Here is a 17,766-nt window from a genome sequence, read left to right on the forward strand (position 1 = left end):
CAGGGCTCCTCGACTGGTCAGGGACACCGGAGAAATGCGGAGGGTTACGCGCGGGACCGCGTCCACGCCGGCCCGTCCTCACTCGTGACGAGACGTACCGGACCGGTTCCGGCCACCGCCTCGACCGGCAGCTACCTCTCTCCACGCTAGCAGCGACGACGCGCATCGGCCCTTGCCTCGCGTGCTGGCCCATTGCCCCGCAGCCCACCCCCCCGTCACAACAGCGGCAGGTGACCGCTGAGATCGGCCCTCTCACCGCTGGCGGAGATCCGCCCGTCGGCCACGGCGTCGCCCCAGGCCAACCGTCCCGCGCAGAGCAGGACGAACGCGACCGGTCCGGCCTCGACCACGTTCGGCGGGGTGCCGCGGGTGTGCCGGGGCCCCTCGACGACCTGGACGGCGACGAAGGGCGGTACCCGCAGCTCCACCGTGTGCCCGGGCACACGGTGGGCGAACAGCTCGGCGAACAGCCGCGTCACCACCTTCAACGCCGGTCGCAGCGGCTCGACGCCGAGGTCGAGGCCGTGTACGACCGCCTCCACCGCCAGGGTGCGCAGGAACTCGGTCAGCAGCATCGGGCCGCCCGGGGTCGCGACTACCGGATCGCCGTCGGTGACCTGCGCCAGCGCGGCCGCCGCCGCCGACACCTCGGCGGCCAGCCGCCTGCGCATGCCGGCCGGCCCGGTGCCCGCCGCCAGGGACCGGGCGGTGTCCGCGATCATCTCCGCCCGGGCCCCGGTGCCCGTGAGGTAGTCGACCGCCGGGACCGGCCGCGGCCCGGCGGCGGCCCCGGCCGGGAGGGCCGGGGCGAGGGCCTGCGTCAGCGCGGTCGCGGACCGGCCGACGTGCATGACCAGGTCACCGACCGTCCAACCGGGTAGCACGCTCGGCGCGGCGAACGCGTCGTCCGGCAGGTCGCCCACGGCGTCGGCGACCCGCCGCCACTGGGGCACGACGGCCGCGGCGAGCTCGGGGAGCACCGCCATGGCGTCCCGGCGGCGGGTTCGGGAGGACATCACCCCATCCTGCCCGGTCGGCGCCGGCCCGATCGGCGCCAGCCCGGCCACGGCGCCGCCCGCGATCCGAGCCCCGCTCCCGCCGCGGGCGGGGCGGGAAGACGAGTATGGACGGGTGTCAGTGACCGCCGCACATGCTGCGGCAGACGTGTACGGGACCGCGGCGATCCGGCGGCGGGTGCTGGACGCCTGGGTCGCCTCGCCGGCCCGCTTCCGGGAGGATGCCAACGCGGAGGAGGATGCGGCCCTCGGCGCCTACCACGACCGCCTCGTCGTGGAGCTGTTGCAGAACGCGGTCGACGCCGCGGGCGAGGCCGGCGTGCCGGCGCGGGTGCTCCTGCGGCTGGACATCGACGCCACCGCGCCGGGTGCCGGGCCCGGCGGCCTGCTGGAGGTCGCCAACACCGGGGCGGCGCTCTCGGCCGCCGGCGTCGAGGCACTGTCGACCCTGCGGGCCTCCGCCAAACGCGACAGCGCCTCCGTCGGCCGGTTCGGCGCCGGTTTCGCCGCGGTCCTCGCGGTGACGGACGAGCCCTCGATCGTCTCCCGCGGCGACTCGGACCCGCTGGCGACCGGCGTGGCCTGGTCGAGGACCCGCGTGATCGACGCGGTGGCGGCCCTCGCCGCGCCGGCCACCCCGCTGGCCGGCGGTGACGTAATCCATGGCGACGTAACGAATCGCGACGCAACGAATCTCGGGTCGCCCCTCGACGCCCCCGGAGCCGCCGGCGGCATCGGCGGCGGCCCGGCGGCGCGTCTGGGCGAGGAACTCTCTCGGCGCGAGGGTGCCGTGCCGATCCTCCGGCTGCCGTTCACGATCACCACCGGGCCGCCGCCCGAGGGCTACGACACCGTGGTCCGGCTCCCCCTGCGCGACGGCGCCGCGGCGGCGCTCGCGCGGGAGCTGCTGGCCGGGCTCGATCCCACCCTGCCACTGGTACTCGGCGGCCCCGGCGAGATCGTCGTCGACGTGGACGGTGCCGTGCGAACCGTCACCTGCCGCTGGCTGCGCGGCGGCCCGGACGGCCGCCGGGGTGCGGGGCAGGTGAACGGCGCCGGGCCGGCCGGCGGGCCGGTCACCGAACGCGTCGAGATAGCCGACCTGAACGGCGAGCGGTGGCGCGGAATCGCCCGCAGCGGCACGATCCCCGCCTCGCTGCTCGCCGACCGCCCGGTGGAAGAGCGGGGACGGACCGGATTCACGGCTCGGGTGATGGTCCGCGACGACGGCTGGCCCGACGGCGTGGCCCGGGTGCTGCGCGCGCCGCAGCCCACCGACGAGCCGCTCTCGCTGCCGGTCCTGGCCAGCGTCGAGCTGCCGCTGGACCCGTCCCGGCGGCACACCATCGGCGGCCCGCTGCGTGATCGGCTGACCGACGAGCTGGCCGAGGCCGCCGTCGTCCTGGCCGAATACCTCGGCACCGGGCTGGAGCCCGGCGACCAGGCACGGGCCGGCGGCCCCGGCGCTCAGGACGCACCCGGGGGGGCGCCGCCCGATCCACTGGCCGCCCTGGCCCTGGTCCCGACCGGGCTCGCCCTCGGCGAGGTCGACGGGCGGCTGCGGGAGCGCCTGCTGCGGCTGCTCCCCGAGTCGGCGCTGTTTCCCGGCGCCCTGCGCGGCCGGGACTGTTCCGTGGCCGACCTTGGGCCGGCCACCGACGCGGTGACCGAGCTGCTGCGCGCCCCCGGCCCTCCGGCCGACCCCGCCGACCCCGCGAGCCAAGCCGACCCCGCCAGCCAGGCCGACCCCACCAGCCAGGCCGACCCCACCAGCCAGGCCGATCCGATCGCCGCGGGCGGTGCAGGAACGGGTGCGGGCGAGTCGGCGCTCGCGGCGGGTCTGCTCCCGGCGGCCTACGCCGCCCGGCAGTGGCGCACCGCGCTGGACCTGCTCGGCGTCCGGCGGGTGGACAGCGCCGCGCTGGTCGAGCTGTTGTCCGAGGTCTCCCGCCCGCCGGCCTGGTGGGGACGGCTCTACGCGCTGCTGGTCGGCGCGCCGGACCGCGACGCCTTGGGGGCGCTGCCGGTGCCGCTCGCCGAGATCCGCGCGGACGGGCCCGACGCGGCCGACCCACTCGCGGGACCGACGGCCGCAGGACCGACCGGCGACGGGCTGCGGACCCGCATGGTCACCGGACCGCGCGGCACCCTGCTGCCCACCGCCGACCTGGACATCGTCGCCCTGGTGCGCTCGGGGCTGCCGCTGCGGGTGGTCCATCCCGACGCCTGCGCCGGCGGCGCCCGCGACGCGCTGCGGACCCTGGGCGCCCTCGAGGGCACGCCGGCCGGGGTGCTGCGCGATCCGGCGGTGCGCGCGGCGGTGCTCGACGCCGACCCGGACGACCACCCCGACGACCTGCTGGCGCTGGCCGCAGCCGTGCTCGCCCTGGTCCGCGACGCGGGCGAGGAGCACCCGGCGGAGCTCGGCTGGCTGGAGGACCTGCTGCTGCCGGCCGCCGACGGCGAGTTCACCCCCGCCGGGGAGCTGCTCGTCGAGGGGGGTCCACTGGACCGGGTGCTGGCCGAGGACGCCCCGTTCTCGACACTGGCGCCCGAGGTCGCCCGGGCGTGGCCCGCCCAGGTGCTGGAACGGGTCGGCGTGCTGCACTCGTTCGGCGTGCTGCGCGCCTACGACCTGCCGCTGGACGCCGACGAGCAGATCCTGCTCGATCTCGACGACAGCGACACCTGGGTCGACGACGTCGCGGCCGGTGATCACGGCGGCGCACCGGGGGGCTCGGCGAACCTGCGCCGCCCGCCGGCGGGGGGACCGCCCGCCCCGGCCATGATCGGCGTGTTCGTGGCGGTGCGCGACCTCGAACTCGTCGACCCGGCGGCCTGGCCCGAGGCGCTCGCGGAGCTGGCCCGCCCGCCGCTGCGCGAGGCCGTGTTCACCCCGGAACCGTCGTACACCCGGTGGTGGCTGGCGCGGCACTCGGTGCTGCCCGTGGCGGGCACCGACCGGGTGCTGCCGCCGCGCGAGCTGCTGCTACCCGCGGCCGATCCGCTGCTCGCCGGCCTGTTCGCCCCCGCCGCCCCGCTGGCCGGCGTCGATGACGAGTTCCTGCGTCACCTCGGCGCCCGGCTCACCCTCGACGACGTCCTCGGCGACCTCGGCGCGGTCATGGATCTGCTCGACCGGCTGGGCGACGCGGATCGGGAGGTCCCCTGGCCGGCAGCGCGCACGCTGTACATCGCCGCGGTCGACGCCGTGGCCCGGATGCTCGCGGCACCGCACGCATCCGCGCGCGACGAGCGGTTCGACCCGCCGCTGACCGTGCGGACACCCGACGGGGTCGTGCCGAGCGGGCAGGCCGTCGTCGTGGACGCGCCCGATCTGCTGGGCCTGCTGGGCACCGGCCGTGGGGCGCTGCGGCTGCCGCTGGACCGCGCGGCCGAGGTCGCCCACGTCCTCGGGGTGCCGCTGGCCGCCGAGATCGCATCCTGCGAGATCGCCGGCGGGAGGCATGCGGACGGGGATGCCGGCGCCGTGCCAGGCTCGCCCGCGCCCGGCGAGCCCCGGCGCGCGCCGGACGGCACGCCCTACCGCGTGCACCGCCCGCTGCTGGTCGAGGACCTGACCGGCCGGCCGACCAGGGTGCCGTGGCGGGTGCTCGGCGGAATCGGCGGCGAGGTGCACGTCGATGCCGACGCCGGTCCGGACGCGCTGGCCCGGGCGCTGGCCTGGCGGGGCGGGCAGTGGGACCGGCGGCACGCGCTCGCCGCGGAGCTGCGCGACCCGGCGGGCGCGGCGTTCCGCGCGGCGGAGGACGACCTCGACGAGACGTGAGCCGGCGAGATGGCGGTGGCGGGACGTCCGCGGCGAGGCGTCAGCGAGGACGAGACGGGTGCGCACCGCCCGGGCGGCTGCCCGCCGCGGCCGGCTACTCCTGCCGGGCCCGTAGCTCCTGCCGGGCCCGTAGCCGGTTGCGGCGGCGGATCACGACCCACAGACCGGCGAGCCCGAGCCCGAAGCCGCAGATCGCGGTGGCCAGCCACCACAGGTGGCCGTCGTCGCGCAGGTTGTCCAGGAATACCAGCATGACCAGCGCGGCGACGGCCCACAGCACCGTGCCGACGGCGACGGAGACGACGCCGTCGTAGGGCAGCGGCTCGGGTGCCGGCGGGTCGCCCGGGGCCTGCCCGGCGGCGACGCCCGCGGCGGGGTCGCTGTTCGCTGACGCACTCATCCCGCCCGACGGTACCCGCCGCCCGCGGGCCGGGGCCGCCGGGACGCCCCCACTCGCCCGGAACGCGGCGCACGGTCCCGGTCCGGGGCTTTCCACAGCAAACTCCGGAAATGACTCCGACGATTCAAAAAAATCACTCCGGAGGACGCCGGTTTCCCGCTTTCCGGGAATGCAAACCAAGAGTGCCGACGCTACCGTTGCGCTATGACCCAGAGCAAAGTTGCGCCGCGGCACGGTACGGTCTCCGAACCGGCCTCCCGCGCGAACATATACCTTTCGGAATGGCAGTCCGCCGACCTCGAATCCGGGAAGTTCTTCCCGGAGACACAGGCCGGGCTGGCCGATCCGTTCGCGCCGGACGATGTCCGGAACGACGCCCCACCCGCCGACGGGCAGATTGCCAGCGCCGGCCGGGAGTATGCCGCCGAACTGGACCGGCCGGGATCGGACTGGCAGAAGCACTCCGTGGCCGCCGGCCAGCGACTCACCATCACCTGGAGTTTCCACGCCCCGCACAAGACGCGGCGGTGGAACTACTTCGTGACCCGGGAGGGCTGGGACCCGAACGCCCCGCTGAGCCGGGCCCAGTTCGAGCCGCAGCCCATCCATCAGGTCCAGAACAGCGGGCAGCCCTACTGGTCGGCCGACGACCTCCTGCCGGCGGACCCGACCCGGCACACGATCGTGCTGCCAAAGCGGCAGGGATACCACGTTCTGCTCGGCGTCTGGGAGGTCGCCGACACCGCTAAGGGCTTCTACCAGGTCATCGACCTCGATTTCACCGGGTGACGTCGGGGCCCCGTCCGCCGGCCGGCTCCGGCCGGCGGACGGGGCTTGCCTGGTCACGACCGCGGACCAGGACCAGACACCAGACGAAGGCAGGTGGGCAATCATGCGCGACGACGACCGCGGACGACTGTCATGACCGCGCGAAGTGCCGCCGACGCACTGCGCGAGGCGATGATCGGCCGGGGTGGGCCGGAGGCGACGGGCTGGACGGGCTCGTTCGAGCTGCCCCCGGCACCCCGCGCGGGCGCCACCGTCGCCGTCCTCGGCGCCGGGATCGCCGGGCTGACCGCGGCCTACGAACTCGGCCGGCTGGGCTATCGGTGCACCGTGCTGGAGGCGTCGGACCGCGCGGGCGGTCGCAACCGCACGGCCCGCGGCGGCGACGTGCTCCGCGAGCTCGGCCCGACCGGGGAGCCGGTCACCACCCACCGGTGCTCCTTCGACGACGGGCTCTACCTCAACCTGGGCCCCGGCCGCATCCCCCACCACCACCGGCGGATGCTCGGCTACTGCCGGGCGTTCGGCGTCGACCTCGAGCCGTACGTCATGGAGACGACGGCGAACGTCATCCACCTCGCCGACGGCCGGGTGGTCCGGTGGCGCAACCGGCAGGTCGCCAACGACACCCGCGGGCACCTCGCGGCGATGCTCGCCAGGACCCTCGTGCGACGGGACGCCGGGACCGGCGAGCTGCTGGACCTGCTGCGGGTGTTCGGTTCGCTGGCGGACGACCACAGCTACGACGGCTCCACCCGCTCCGGGTACGCCGAGGATCCCGACGTGCACGACTTTCCCCGCCCGGCGCCGCCGATCCCCCTGGCGGACCTGGTGGAGTCGGGATTCTGGCGGCACAGCTTCTACCAGCCGGTGGACTATCTGTGGCAGGCCACGATGTTCCAGCCGGTCGGCGGCATGGATCGCATCGTGGCCGCCTTCGAGCGGGAGCTCAGAAGTGAGTTCGGCGACGTCGTCGAGCTGAACTCCGAGGTCACCGCGATCAGCCTGCTCGACGAGGGTGGAGTGGCCGTCGAATATCGACACGACGGCCGACCGCGGACGCTGACCGCGGACTACTGCGTGAGCAGCATCCCACTGCCGGTGCTGCGGGGAATATCGACGAACTTCTCCCCCGAGTTCGATGCGGCTATCAATGCCGTCGAGTTCGCGAACACCTGCAAGGTCGGCTGGCAGACCGACGAGCGTTTCTGGGAAGGCGATGCCGACCAGATCTACGGCGGGATCAGTTGGACGAACCATCCGATCACCCAGGTCTGGTATCCGAGTAATGACTACTTCTCGGGGGCGGGCACCGTGACCGGCGCCTACAACTTCGGCGACGTGGCCGCGAAGTTCGGCGACCTGGCGCCGCCGGAGCGGCTGGCGCAGGCCCGGGCCGGGGCGGCGGAGCTGCACCCGCAGTTCGCCGACGAAGGCGTCGTCCCGACCGCGAAGGGCATCACGATCGCCTGGCACAAGGTGCCGCACCAGCTCGGCGGCTGGGCTGGCTGGGACCCCGGGAACCCCGACCACATGCGGGCCTACAAGCAGCTCCTCCAGCCCGAGGGGGACGGGCGCTTCTACGTGCTGGGCGACCAGAGCTCCCCGCTGCCCGGCTGGCAGGAGGGGGCGATGATGTCGGCCCACTACGTGATCGGGCAGATCCAGGGCGTCATCTCGCGCACCGTGCCCGAGCCCGTCAGGGTGCCCGACTCGGTCGCCCTCACCCAGGGTTCCCGCTGACCCGGCGGCGCCGGGTGTCGACGACCCGCCCCGGGGAGGATCACTCCGGGGCGGGACCGAGCGCCCAGCGCCGCCCCGTCACCTGGTCGAGCAGGGCGAGATCGGCGTGGAAGCCGGCGCGCAGCCGGGCGGCCATGGCCGGCTCGAGCCGCCGCGCCGCGGCCGCCACCGCCGCCGGCTCGGCACACCGCAGGCCGCCCGGGTCGCCGCAACGCTGGACCGGCACCGGGACCGCGGCGCAGCGGTCCGCGCGGCCGGTACCGGCGGGGCCGCGATGGCGGCCGAGGCCGAGGAAGCGGTGGACGCGGCCCAGCGCCGCCGCCGGGTCCACGCTCAGTTCGGGGTAGGGCACGAGGAGCACCTGATGGCGCGCGAAGAGGGTGTACAGGCGCTGTACCTGATCCCCGTACCGGCCCAGGGCCAGGTACCGCCACGGCCAGGGCCAGCCGGCGCAGGCCCGCCCCCCCTCCGCCGCGAGGGCCCCTTCGAAGTCGGCGATGGGCTCCAGGTCGGCTGCGCGCATCCGCAGCCAGTGCGCGTGCGCCCGCGCCGCCGGATCCCGCAGCAGGGCAATGAGCCGGACGTAGGGCAGCAACTCGTGCAGGTGCCGCAACGCGGTGAAGTCGGCCAGGTAGTAGGGGGCGCTCACGCCGCGCAGGACGCCGACGGGCGCCGGGTCCACCAGGGCCTCGAACCGCGCCCGGCGGCGGGGCGCATCCAGGCCCCACGGCCCCGCGCCGCCTCCAGCCGGTCCCCCGGCCCCCGGCGCCGCACCGGGGCCGAGATCGCCGGGCGGACCGAGATCGCCGGGCGGACCGAGATCGCCGGGCGGACCGAGATCGGTGGCGGGGAGGAAGACCGCCGGGCAGCGGCGCAGGCCGGCGAGAAGGATCTCCATGCCCGCGTCCGGCGCACCGATCACGAGGAAATCAGGCAGGGCCATGAGATCTCCTGTTCTCGGCCTCTTCGGCGTCCCCGACCAGCGGATACCGACGATCCACCAGTATATTCCGACTTCCCCACCGGAAAAATCGACATCGCTCGAGGGCCCGCGAGACTCCGGAGATTCCGAACAAAATGTTCCGAATCGGATGGATGCGGACACGACGCCGCCCGCCCGGAAACCCGCGCCCACCCACCGTCCGACCCGCGCGGACCTGGGGTCCCACGCCCCCGCCGCCGCACATTCGGCGCATCCCATATCACCGTGTGAAGCAAGTCACACTTTTATTCCCTTGGCGGCGACCGGAACAGTGTGCTTCCGTTGCTCTTGTGTTGAAGCGGCTGATCCTGGTCACCCGGAGCCATATCGATCTGCTCCGCGTCGCCTCGGCTGCCTGTCCGGCTGTCTGACGGGCGGCCACCAGCCGCACCACCGGCGCCCGCGCCTGCGGACCGACCAAGCCGCCGACAGGCTCCGGTCCCCGGCCGAGTGACGCCCGCCCCTGGCTTGCCGGGGCCCGCCGCCACCATTGGACCGGCGTCAATCGTGGCGCACCCCGTCGTCGCGGTGGCCACCACATCCCTCCACGCCACCGGCGAAGACGCCCGGCACCGCCGACGTCACGTCTCAGTCCATGCCAGCTCGGCCGCCCCATCGCCGCGGTGCCCGAGCGCTGTCCGGCCCCTTGGCACCGCGCCTGCCGACCGGGACCGGCCCGCCAGCACCACCCGCTCAGGATTTCCCGCCCCCGGCCCAGGGAGCGCCCGGCTCCAAGGCCCGCACGGCCCAGCGCCCACAGCCCCCGGCGACCGGAAGAACCACTGACCGAAAGGCCAGCGATGCCCCCGCAGACGACCGCTCTCCCGTACCGGCCGCGCCTGGTGACCACGCCGCAGCGCACGCCCGTCGGGACGGCGGCGACCCTCCCCCGCCAGCCCCTGCCCGCGCCGACCCACGCGCGGACGGCCCCGGCCCGGCCCGACCACCGCCCGACCGTCCAGGCCCCACCCCGCACCGGCGTGTGGATCGACCGGAACGCCTGGCTCGCGACCGTGGACGGTCGCGCGCTGCAGCTGACCTACCTCGAGTTCGAGGTGCTGGACTTCTTCGTCCACCACCCCGGGCAGGCTCACAGCCGTCAGGCGCTGCTGTCGTCGGTGTGGGGACACCAGGCCGACGACGCGACGGCCCCGGACGTCCGCACGGTCGACGTCCTCGTGACCCGGCTGCGGCGCAAGCTCGGCCCCGAGCACCGATACCGGATCGAGACGATTCGCCGGGTGGGCTACCGCTACCGCCCGCTCGATCCGGCCGTGGCGTCCTGACGGCGGCCGTCACCGGCCGGTGAGCGGCCAGGACGCCTGCTCCCGGTAGACCGGGGCGGCGCCCGGGCCGCTGTCGATGCTGCGCATCAGCACCAGCCGGTCGACGGTCCACGGCAGCGGTTCCACATCGGCCCGCAGCAGCTCGACGAGCGGGCCGAGCGCCCGGTGGCCGCGGTCGGGCACCCGGGCGAGCGTCAGGTGCGCTCGCAGCGGCCGGTCGTCCGCCCCGGCAGCGGCGCCGGCCCGCTCGACCGCACGCCGCACGCCGGCCGCGAGCGCTACGAGCGCCCCGGGCCGCACCGCCGCGGACCCGGGCCGCACCGCCGTCCACAGCACCCGGTCACCGAAGTGCCCGCCGCCGACGGTCTCGACGGCGATCGGGCCGTGCCGCCGTGCCACCCGCGCGAGCCGGGCGTCGAGGTCGCCGCGCCGCTCGTCCGGCACCGGCCCGAGGAAGGCGAGGGTGACGTGCCACCGGTCGGGCGCCGACCAGCGCAGGTCGGGGGCGGCCGCCCGGGCCCGGTGCACCGCGGTGCACAACGCGTCGGTCACCGCGGCCGGCGGCACGGCGGCCACGAACAGCCGCGCGGTCAGCTCCGTGCTCCCGGGTCGGCGTCGTCCGCGACCGCCGCCGCGAGCCGGACCTGTTCCAGGCTCGTTCCTCGGCGCACGATGATCCCGGCGGCTAGCGAGAACCGGTCGGCGAGCATCCCCAGCAGCAGATGAAGCGGCGTGACGTCCGCCTCGCCGCGGGTGGCCGCGAGCCGCACGGCGCGTTCCAGCGCCCGCCGCGCCTCGGCCGAGAAGCGCCGCCCACGGGCGCGCGGACGCCGCCGCCACCAGGACCGCCGCGGGGCCTTGCGGACCATCGTCAGCCCCAGCACGCCGGCGCCGAACCGCTCGTCGGCGGCGGCCCGGATGGCCTCGTAGTCCACCCCGATCGCCGCGAGCGCGTCGGTGTCCACCTCGCGGCCGCCGCGCGAGAGCACCCGGGCCCCGTGCAGCTCGGCGCGCAGCGATGGCTCGTCGAGGCCGAGGCCGGCCAGGGCACGCCCGACGGCGCCACCCTCGGTGATGATGGCGAACAGCAGGTGGCCGCTGTGCACCCGGTCGTGCTCGAAGGCGGCCGCGGCCCGGGCCGCGGCGCGCACGACCGCGCGGGACTGCGGCGTGAACCTCTCGAACACTGCCTACCTCCCCTTCCCGAACCGGCGTCCGTACTTCTTGTGCGCGGCCTGCCGGCTCACGCCGAGCACGTCGGCGATCTCCTGCCAGGACCAGCCCTTGTGCCGGGCGCTGGCGACCTGGAGCTCCTCGAGTGATTCCAACAGGGCCCGCAGCGAGGCGACGGCGGCGAGACCCACCCGTGGGTCGTCGTCGGAGGCCGCCCCGGCGAGCTTCGTGGCGGTCATGTTCATGGCCGTCAACCTACGTTGACATCGGGGGAGTGTCAACCCTGATTGACAAGATGGGACGCTGTCCGCTCTCCGCGACAATCGGTGCCATCGCCGACCACCACCGGCGGGCCGGGAGCACTATCAGAGCCGTGACGACGCTCCCCGAGCTGGTGCCACCGCGTGATCCGGCACTGTCCGCAAGCTGGCGGGAACTGCGGCGGCTCGTCCGCCGCCGCCAGCCCGACCTGCCGCTCGCGATGGCGCTGGTCACCGACGGCTCCGACAGCACGACGGCCGAAGTACTGCGCGACGCCGGGGTCGCGGTGGTCGGCCTGCTCGCCCCGGAGCCGCTGGAGTCGCTGGCCTGGGCGGCCGAGGCAGGGGTCCCCCGCGCCTACGCCGACCTGCTCGCCCTGCTCTCGGACGACATCGAGGCGGTCTGCGTGGAGACACCCCCGCCCGGCTCCGACATCGTCGCCCGGCGGGCGGCCGAGATCGGCCTGCACGTGCTGCTCGCCGGCCCCGCCACCGCCGAGGCGGAGACCCTGCGTGCCGTCGCGGACCTGGCCGAGGAGGGCGACCTCGCCCACGTGGTCGCCCTGGACGGGCGAGCCTGGCCGGCGGCGACCCACGTCGCGGCGACGGTCCCCTCACTGGGTCGGCTGACCCAGATGACCGTGGTCGGCGCGCCGACCGGACCGGCCGGCCGGGTCGAGATCATCGACCTCACGATGCGCTGGTGCGGGGAGATCCTGGCGGTCTGCGCGGATCCCGCCGCGATGCCCGCCCCCACCCTGACGCCCGACGCGCCCGTGACGCTGGCCCTGCTCTCTGCCAGCGGCGCCACCGTACTGATCAACGAGCAAATGGGTGGCAACCTGGATACCGCCACCATCACGGTGTGCGGGGACGAGGGGCGCATCGTCGTCCAGGGCCGCCGCGTCCGCTGCCAGGACGACGCCGGGGTGCGCGACCTGCTGATGCCCACCCTGCCGACCGCCCGGCCCGGGCTGATGGAGGCCACCTACGACGTCGTGCGGGCCACCGAGCTCGACGACGCGCGGCTGGTGCGGGGAGCCACCTTCCACGACCTGCTCACCGCGAACCGACTCATCGCCGCCGCCCGCACCTCCCACCAGCGGGGCGGCTGGGTCGAGCTGTGACGGCCGAGCTGCGGCGGTCCGCCGGCGGTCCGCCGACGGACCGCCGACGGACCGCCGACGGACTACGAGCCGGCGAGGGCGTCCAGGATCGGCGCCGCCCGGGTCAGGGCGGCGATCTCGTCGGCCGGCAGGGCCGCGAGCCGGTCGGTCAGCCACTCGTCCCGGCGGCGGCGGTCGTCGCTGAGCAGCGCCCGCCCCTTCTCGGTGACCTCGGCGATCACCTGCCGGCCATCGGTGGGGTGTGGGCGGCGCTCGACCAGCCCGGCGACCGCGAGATGCGCGATGACCCGCGTCATCGAGGGCGGCTGGACGCGCTCGTGCGCCGCGATCTCCCCGAGCGTCATCGGGCCGTGGCGCTCGAGCGACGCCAGCGCCGAGGTCTGCGTGGGGGTGAGCTGACTCGACCGCTCCTGGCGCATTCGTCGGGAAAGTCGCATCACCGACAGCCGCAGCGCGGACGCGAGTTCGGCGTCACGCGCCGTCTCGGTCTCCATCTTCTGACGGTACTCGCCAGGAGGACCGGAGACCGAAGAAAGGTTGATTTCGGGGAATGCCACGCCAACGGGACGAATAGGGGTCGGCCACCCCCCGGCGGCAGCCGACCCCCGCACGGTGCGGTGTCTGCGTTCGGATGCGATCATCGAGGACACCGATCCGTGTCATCCAGGTTCCACCCGGCGCGCCGTCGCTGACTTCAGGGAGAGCTCCACAGTTCACCGGGGGATCTCCTGGGAGGAAGTGAGGGGTAACCCGCAATCCGCCGATCGGCGTGTGCGACGCTTGTCGGGTGAGATCCTGGCTACATAACGTCGTCTGACGTGCCGCATCCGCATCTGCCCGCTCGACTGTCCGCGTGCGCCGCCCGTCACCGCCCGTGGTGTCTGGCAATCGGCGGCACCGCCACCGCCGCCGGTGCGATCGCGTGTCAGTGGCCCGCGTTTGGACACAGCCCGCTCGCCGCGACCCTCAACGTCGTGGTGGCGCTCGCGTTCGCGCTCACGGCGGCCATGCTCAACGGCGAGGAGTCGCTGGGCAGCGTCACCGCGGCGCTGGTCCTGGGCGGACTGCTGTGGCCGCTGTCCTGGACGGCGGGCTGGGATGCCGGACCGTCCGCGCTCGTGTCGACCTTCGCCTACACCCATTTCTGGGTCTGCCTCGGCTGGGGCGTGCTGCGTTACCCGACGGGGCGGCTACAGAACAACGGTGAACGGGTGCTGCTGGGCGTCGCCGTGCTCGTCATTCCGCTGGCGAACCTCGGGCTGATCGGCATCGGCCGGCCGGAATGGTTCGGCTACTCCGGTCACCCCGACGTCTGGTGGTACGGCGAGCCGATCGGCCACGGAGCGTTCGACGCCGTGGTCTGGACTCTCGACGGCCTGACCCTCGTACTCGCCGCCGCCTTCCTGCTCGTCGTCCGCGGGCGGCTGCGGCGGTACTCCGAGCTGGACCGGCGGATCTTCCGGCCGGTGGCGCTCGCGTTGCTGCTGGCGTTCGTCCTCGCGTCGACGGTCAACTTCTTCGTCTACAACCCGAGCGACGCCGACATCGGGCCCGAGTTCGTCGCCATCTCCCTCACCCTGCTGACGATCCCCCTGGCGTTCGCGGCGGCGGTGCTGCGCCGGGTGTTCGTCCGGGCCCGCATCGCGCAGCTGCTCGCGACGCTGCCCACCCCGCCGGCCGTGCGGGCGGTGCGCGCGGCGCTGCGGGCGGCGCTGCACGACGACTCCGCCGAGATCTACCTGTGGCTGCCCGGGGAGGACCACCACGTCGATGCCGACGGGGCCGTCCGGCCCCCGCCGCCGCCCGGCGCCGCCGAGCTGGTCATGACACTGCGGACCGCGACCGGGGCGCCCCTGGCGGTGATCGCTGCCGCGCCCGCCATGCGGCGCAACCGCGATCTGGTCGAGGCGGCCGTGCGCGCCAGCGCCCTGGCCCTGGAGAACGCCCAGCTGCACGCCACGGTGGCCGCGCAGCTCGATGCCGTGCGCGCATCCCGGGCCCGCCTCGTCGAGGCCGGTCTGCACGAGCGGCGCCGGCTGGAGCGCGATCTGCACGACGGCGCGCAGCAGCGGCTCCTGGCGCTGGCCACCAGACTTGGACTCGCCCGGACGAAAGCCACCGATCCCGATACGATCTCCGCCATCGAGGCCGCCCGGGAGGACCTGCGCCACGCCCTCGCGGACCTGCGCAGCCTCGCTCGGGGAATCCATCCGGCCGTGCTCAGCCAGGGCGGGCTTCGGCCGGCCCTGGAGGTCGTCACGGCCGCGCTGCCCGTGGAGGTCGAGTTGGACGTCCCCGTGGCGCGGTTCGAGGCGGTCCTGGAGGCGGGCGCCTACTACACGATCTGCGAGGCGCTCACGAACACGGTCAAGCACGCCGGGGCCAGCCGGGCCCGGGTCGCGGTGCGCCACGACGACGGCATCGTCCGCATCGACGTCACCGACGATGGCAAGGGCGGCGCCACCGCCGTCGAGGGCGGTGGGCTGGCCGGCCTCGACGATCGGGTCCGGGCGCTCGGCGGCGCCCTGGTGATCGTCAGCCCGTCGGGCGGCGGGACCCGGCTGACGGCGAGCATCCCATGCTGACCGAGAAGACCCGTGTCGACCGAGAAGACCCATGCCGACCGAGAAGAGGGGAACGGACCCGTGCGGGTAGCGATCGCGGACGACTCGGCCCTGTTCCGCGAGGGGTTGGCGATGCTGTTGACCGCCGCGGGCGCCGAGGTAGTGGCGCAGGCCGGCACCGCCGACGACCTGATCCGCGGGCTCGGGCGCAGCCGGCCGGACGCGGTGATCCTGGACATCCGGATGCCGCCCACGTTCACCGACGAGGGACTGGTCGCGGCCGAGCGGATCCGCGCCGAGCACCGCGCGATCGCCGTGCTCGTCCTGTCGACCTACGCCGAGACGCCCTACGCGCTGCGCCTGCTCGGCGACGGCGGCGGCGGTGGCCTCGGCTACCTGCTCAAGGACCGGGTCGACGACGTCGGGGCGCTACAGGACGCGCTGCGGCGGGTGATCGACGGTCGCCTCGTGCTCGATGAGGAAATCGTCGCGGGCCTGCTGGCCCACCGGCGGCGCGCCGACGAGCTGGCCCGGCTCACCCCGCGGGAACGCATGGTGCTCGCGCACATGGCCGAGGGGCGGTCCAACCAGGGCATCGGCGCCCGCCTGCACCTGGCGCCCAAGACCGTGGAGAACCACATCGCCGGCGTCTTCAGCAAGCTCGGGATGCCGGCGTCCGCGGACGACAACCGCCGGGTGCTCGCCGTGCTCACCTGGCTGCGCAACGCCGCCGCCGGGCCGGGCCAGCCGGGTGCCGCCGCGGGAACGTCCGCCGGCACGTCTTCCGTTATCACGCCGGGAACCCACTCAACGAGTGGCCCCGGGCACCAGAGTGGCTTCTCCCCGTTCGGGTAGGTGCAATCCACCCGCGCGATGGCCGGCCGCATGCTCACCGAGCGTGCCGTACCCCATCACCGCAGCCAGGGGATGTGTTCTCCTACAAGGGGTGGCGCAGCACACGTGGGATGAGGCTCACCGATCACGCGCATGTGCAGCCGCGAACGGCCAGACTTGGGAAGAACCATGTGAGCCAGCAAACCGGCGTGAGCGCTCCGTACCCGGATGCGCGCCCCGGCTGGGGCCAGAGCCGTCACCAGCGGCATCGCGACCGCGAGAGGAGCCCGGCGTGTCCGAGCAGGTCAGCACACTGACCGTCACCGACAACCGAACCGGTAAGACGTACGAGATCCCGGTCACGGACGGCACGGTACGCGCGAGTGCGTTGCGTTCGATCAAGACGGGCGACGACGACTTCGGGTTGATGGCGTACGACCCGGCGTTCACGAACACCGCGAGCTGCCGCAGCGCCATCACCTACATCGACGGCGACGCCGGCATCCTGCGCTACCGCGGCTACCCGATCCAGGAGCTCGCCGAGAAGAGCAGCTTCCTCGAGGTCGCCTACCTGTTGCTGGCGGGCGAGCTTCCCTCCACCGACGAGCTGTCGACCTGGGAAGACGAGATCACGCACCACACCCTGGTGCACGAGTCGATCAAGAAGTTCATCGACGGGTTCCACCACGACGCCCACCCCATGGGCATGCTCGTGTCCACCGTGGGCGCGCTGTCGACCTTCTACCCGGACGCCAAGACGATCGACGACCCGGGCCTGCGTCGTCTCCAGATCGTCCGCCTGATCGCCAAGATCACGACGCTGGCGGCGTACTCCTACCGGCACTCGGTCGGCTTCCCGTACGTCTACCCGGACAACGACCTGTCGTACGCCGGCAACTTCCTCAACATGATGTGGAAGGCCACCGAGCTCAAGTACGAGCCGGACCCGAACCTGGAGCACGCCCTCGACGTGCTGTTCATCCTGCACGCCGACCACGAGCAGAACTGTTCGGCGAACGCGATGCGCGCCGTCGGCAGCTCGCAGGCGGACCCGTTCTCGGCGGCCGCGGCCGCGATCGCCGCGCTCTACGGCCCGCTGCACGGCGGGGCGAACGAGCAGGTGCTGCGGATGCTCGCCGAGATCGGCTCGGTCGAGAACATCCCCTCCTTCATCGCCCAGGTGAAGGACGGCAAGAAGAAGCTGATGGGCTTCGGCCACCGGGTCTACAAGAACTACGACCCGCGCGCCCGGGTGATCCGCCAGGTCGCCGACGAGGTCTTCAAGGTCACCGGCACGAACCCGCTGCTGGACCTGGCCATGGAGCTGGAGCGGATCGCGCTGGAGGACGAGTACTTCATCGCCCGCAAGCTCTACCCGAACGTCGACTTCTACACCGGCATCATCTACCAGGCCATGGGCTTCCCCGTGGAGATGTTCCCGGTGCTGTTCGCCATCGGCCGGATGCCCGGCTGGCTGGCCCAGTGGGAGGAGGGCCTGCTCGACCCCGAGCAGAAGATCGCCCGCCCGCGCCAGCTCTACGTCGGCTACGACCAGCGCCCGTACGTCCCGATGGACGACCGCGGCGCGACCGCCGACACCGAGGCCGACCTGATCGCCGCCCAGGCCGCCCAGGCCGCCCCGGAGCGCCCCCTGCGCTAGGCACCACCCGGCGTCAGCGTGGCGCTGCGGCACTCCAGCCGCCTGCCAGAGCCAACGCGCGAGCGCCTTCAAATGATCGGCACAAGGCCGGCGAGCTGTTCAGCTCGCCGGCCTTGTCGGTTTCCCCGGCCGCGCCTGGCGCGGT

15 protein-coding genes are annotated in these 17,766 nt (G+C 74.2%); 8 read left to right on the forward strand and 7 right to left on the reverse strand.

The genetic code is table 11. The annotated features are described in order from the left end of the window. Nucleotides 1–215: 215 nt before the first annotated feature. Nucleotides 216–1,016, reverse strand: a complete 801-nt coding sequence (locus FRAQA3DRAFT_RS22505) for a sterol carrier family protein (protein WP_051054447.1) — start codon at nt 1,014–1,016, stop codon at nt 216–218. A 115-nt stretch (nt 1,017–1,131) separates the two neighbouring features. Between FRAQA3DRAFT_RS22505 and FRAQA3DRAFT_RS22510 the strand changes: the two genes are divergently transcribed. Then, nucleotides 1,132–4,806 (forward strand): sacsin N-terminal ATP-binding-like domain-containing protein, encoded by a 3,675-nt coding sequence (locus tag FRAQA3DRAFT_RS22510; RefSeq protein WP_157467589.1) that lies wholly within the window; start codon nt 1,132–1,134, stop codon nt 4,804–4,806. Between the two features lie 94 nt (nt 4,807–4,900). Here the strand turns inward: FRAQA3DRAFT_RS22510 and FRAQA3DRAFT_RS22515 are convergent, their stop codons facing one another. After that, entirely contained in the window at nt 4,901–5,206 is a 306-nt protein-coding gene (locus tag FRAQA3DRAFT_RS22515) for a DUF2530 domain-containing protein (RefSeq protein ID WP_035921342.1), read from the reverse strand. Between the two features lie 204 nt (nt 5,207–5,410). Here FRAQA3DRAFT_RS22515 and FRAQA3DRAFT_RS22520 point away from each other — a divergent pair, with 204 nt between their 5' ends. Together FRAQA3DRAFT_RS22520 and FRAQA3DRAFT_RS22525 are read left to right on the forward strand one after the other, a co-directional pair. Further along, the gene (locus tag FRAQA3DRAFT_RS22520; RefSeq protein ID WP_009741352.1) at nt 5,411–5,995 is read left to right on the forward strand and encodes a lytic polysaccharide monooxygenase auxiliary activity family 9 protein; all 585 of its coding nucleotides are present in this window, start codon (nt 5,411–5,413) and stop codon (nt 5,993–5,995) included. Nucleotides 5,996–6,127: 132 nt separating this feature from the next. After that, nucleotides 6,128–7,735, forward strand: a complete 1,608-nt coding sequence (locus FRAQA3DRAFT_RS22525) for an FAD-dependent oxidoreductase (RefSeq protein WP_009741353.1) — start codon at nt 6,128–6,130, stop codon at nt 7,733–7,735. A 40-nt stretch (nt 7,736–7,775) separates the two neighbouring features. On the opposite strand, the gene FRAQA3DRAFT_RS22530 is transcribed toward FRAQA3DRAFT_RS22525, so the two are convergent. Then, entirely contained in the window at nt 7,776–8,678 is a 903-nt protein-coding gene (locus tag FRAQA3DRAFT_RS22530) for a sulfotransferase domain-containing protein (RefSeq protein ID WP_009741354.1), read from the reverse strand. Between the two features lie 839 nt (nt 8,679–9,517). On the opposite strand from FRAQA3DRAFT_RS22530, the gene FRAQA3DRAFT_RS22535 reads away from it, so the two are divergent. Further along, entirely contained in the window at nt 9,518–10,003 is a 486-nt protein-coding gene (locus tag FRAQA3DRAFT_RS22535) for a winged helix-turn-helix domain-containing protein (RefSeq protein ID WP_009741355.1), read from the forward strand. Nucleotides 10,004–10,012: 9 nt separating this feature from the next. On the opposite strand, the gene thpR is transcribed toward FRAQA3DRAFT_RS22535, so the two are convergent. The 3 genes from thpR to FRAQA3DRAFT_RS22550 are packed head-to-tail and all read right to left on the reverse strand — an operon-like array spanning nt 10,013 to nt 11,421. Continuing rightward, nucleotides 10,013–10,579, reverse strand: a complete 567-nt coding sequence (gene thpR / locus FRAQA3DRAFT_RS22540) for an RNA 2',3'-cyclic phosphodiesterase (RefSeq protein WP_009741356.1) — start codon at nt 10,577–10,579, stop codon at nt 10,013–10,015. 14 nt (nt 10,580–10,593) lie between these two features. Next, complete coding sequence (locus tag FRAQA3DRAFT_RS22545; RefSeq protein ID WP_009741357.1) at nt 10,594–11,190, reverse strand: Clp protease N-terminal domain-containing protein; 597 nt, start codon at nt 11,188–11,190, stop codon at nt 10,594–10,596. Between the two features lie 3 nt (nt 11,191–11,193). Next, nucleotides 11,194–11,421: a helix-turn-helix transcriptional regulator gene (locus FRAQA3DRAFT_RS22550; protein WP_009741358.1), complete on the reverse strand. Its 228-nt coding sequence runs from the start codon at nt 11,419–11,421 to the stop codon at nt 11,194–11,196. 128 nt (nt 11,422–11,549) lie between these two features. Here FRAQA3DRAFT_RS22550 and FRAQA3DRAFT_RS22555 point away from each other — a divergent pair, with 128 nt between their 5' ends. Continuing rightward, a complete protein-coding gene (locus FRAQA3DRAFT_RS22555) occupies nt 11,550–12,563 on the forward strand; it encodes a Gfo/Idh/MocA family oxidoreductase (RefSeq protein WP_009741359.1) in 1,014 nt (337 codons plus the stop codon). A 62-nt stretch (nt 12,564–12,625) separates the two neighbouring features. Here the strand turns inward: FRAQA3DRAFT_RS22555 and FRAQA3DRAFT_RS22560 are convergent, their stop codons facing one another. After that, nucleotides 12,626–13,057 carry a MarR family winged helix-turn-helix transcriptional regulator gene (locus FRAQA3DRAFT_RS22560; protein WP_009741360.1) on the reverse strand — a complete coding sequence of 144 codons (432 nt, stop codon included), beginning with the start codon at nt 13,055–13,057 and terminating at the stop codon, nt 12,626–12,628. A gap of 324 nt (nt 13,058–13,381) precedes the next feature. Here FRAQA3DRAFT_RS22560 and FRAQA3DRAFT_RS22565 point away from each other — a divergent pair, with 324 nt between their 5' ends. The 3 genes from FRAQA3DRAFT_RS22565 to FRAQA3DRAFT_RS22575 all read left to right on the forward strand — a co-directional run bounded on the left by FRAQA3DRAFT_RS22565 (nt 13,382) and on the right by FRAQA3DRAFT_RS22575 (nt 17,621). Next, nucleotides 13,382–15,148 (forward strand): sensor histidine kinase, encoded by a 1,767-nt coding sequence (locus FRAQA3DRAFT_RS22565; RefSeq protein WP_009741361.1) that lies wholly within the window; start codon nt 13,382–13,384, stop codon nt 15,146–15,148. 60 nt (nt 15,149–15,208) lie between these two features. Then, nucleotides 15,209–15,982 (forward strand): response regulator transcription factor, encoded by a 774-nt coding sequence (locus tag FRAQA3DRAFT_RS22570; protein ID WP_035923342.1) that lies wholly within the window; start codon nt 15,209–15,211, stop codon nt 15,980–15,982. 271 nt (nt 15,983–16,253) lie between these two features. Beyond that, entirely contained in the window at nt 16,254–17,621 is a 1,368-nt protein-coding gene (locus FRAQA3DRAFT_RS22575; RefSeq protein WP_009741363.1) for a citrate synthase, read from the forward strand. The last annotated feature ends 145 nt before the right edge of the window (nt 17,622–17,766 follow it).

The sequence above is a fragment of the Frankia sp. QA3 genome (assembly GCF_000262465.1).
Lineage (GTDB): Bacteria > Actinomycetota > Actinomycetes > Frankiales > Frankiaceae > Frankia.